Annotated in this window: 2 protein-coding genes; one reads left to right on the top strand and one right to left on the bottom strand. The window is 69.6% G+C overall.

Annotation, left to right across the window (positions count from 1 at the left end; all coding sequences use genetic code 11):
• Positions 1-1,053: amidase family protein (locus AC1D15_RS31565; protein ID WP_477829148.1), on the bottom strand; the 1,053-nt coding region annotated here is incomplete at its 3' end.
• 178 nt (positions 1,054-1,231) lie between these two features.
• Here AC1D15_RS31565 and rpsB point away from each other — a divergent pair.
• Positions 1,232-1,518, top strand: a 287-nt coding sequence (gene rpsB, locus AC1D15_RS31560; RefSeq protein ID WP_477829147.1) for a 30S ribosomal protein S2, incomplete at its 3' end; no start/stop codon positions are given.

Genomic DNA, 1,518 nt, shown 5'->3' with positions numbered 1-1,518 from the left:
GATCCAGCCTGCGCGGGCCTGCAGCAGCGCGATGTAGTCGGCCGCGCTCATGCGCTCGCCGCGGCGGATGCGCAGCGCGACGCGCGGGTCGTAGTCGGCTTCGCGTGTGCCGAGCAGCGTGCGGTGCCAGGTCCAGCTCTCGGCCGCCGGCAGGCCACCGGCGGCGTTGATGGCAGCCAGCTCGTCGACTTCGGTCAGCGTGATCTCCTGCAGGCGGGCGCCCGCACGGCGCAGCGTGGCGAGGCTGCGCTCGAAGGCCGAGGCCACCGCAGCGTCCAGGCCGTCGAGGAAGGCGCCGCCGGGCACCGCCAGCGTCAGTGCGGAGGCCGGGCGCTGCGCCAGCGTCACGCGGCGCGCCGACAGCAGTTCGTGCAGCAGCACCGCATCGCGCACCGAGCGGGTGATCGCGCAGGCGGTGTCGAGCGAGGTCGACAACGGGATCGCGCCGTCGAGTGGCGTCAGGCGTGCGGTGTTCTTGAACCCGACCAGGCCTTGCAGGGCGGCGGGAATGCGGATCGAGCCGCCGGTGTCGGAGCCGAGCGCGGCCCAGGCGGCGCCGCTGGCGACCGAGGTCGCGCCGCCTGCGGTCGAGCCGCCCGGGATGCGCGCTTGCGGGTCGAGCGCGGCGGTGGCTGCATTCAGCGGCGTGCCATGGTGCGGGTTGATGCCGACGCCGGAGAACGCGAATTCGGTCAGGTTCGTGTGGCCGATCAGCGCGGCACCGGCGGCGCGCAGCCGGGACACCGCCGTGCAGTCGCGCGCTGCGGGGGGCGCGTCGGCGAGCGCGCGCGACGCGCCGCTTGTCGGATGGCCGGCCACATCGAACAGGTCCTTGATGCTGACGGCCAACCCGGCGAGCGGCGGCAGCGGCAGGCCGGCGGCGGCCTGCGCATCGATGCCGGCCGCGACGGCCTGCGTGCCGGCGAAGCGGCGGATGAAGGTGTGCCGGTTGACGGGGAGGTCGGCGGCGGCCTGGCTGCGCGCCAGCGCGTCGACGGCGGTCGAGCGACCCAGCTGGATCTCGCTGACGGCAGCGGTGAGGTCAAGAGGCATGGAGAGGGGAGGAGGCCGTGCTACACTCTACGGGTTTATCTGAATGCAATCCCTCTCTCGTACCGAGAGAGGTGGCGCAGCAGAAAACAAATCGCGAATCCGGCTGTTGAAAGGTGTTGCAGAGGTCTCAAAACCTTGCAATTCGAGACGGATTCTAGAACCAACCTTTGGAGTTCACATGACCATCACCATGCGTGAGATGCTGGAAGCCGGCGTCCATTTCGGCCACCAAACCCGCTTCTGGAACCCGAAGATGGCCCCGTACATCTACGGCCATCGCAACAAGATCCACATCATCAACCTCGAGAAGACGCAGCCGCTCTTCAACGACGCGTTGAAATTCATCCGCCAGTTGGCAGCACGCCGCGGCACCATCMTGATGATCGGCACCAAGCGCCAGGCTCGCGAAGTCATCGCGACGGAAGCCCGCCGTGCCGGCATGCCCTTCGTCGACCAGCGCTGGCT

Source organism: Rhizobacter sp. P2_H2 (genome assembly GCF_056403375.1).
The sequence above is the reverse complement of the archived record's forward strand: the minus strand, read 5'-3'. Positions and strand labels throughout refer to the sequence as shown.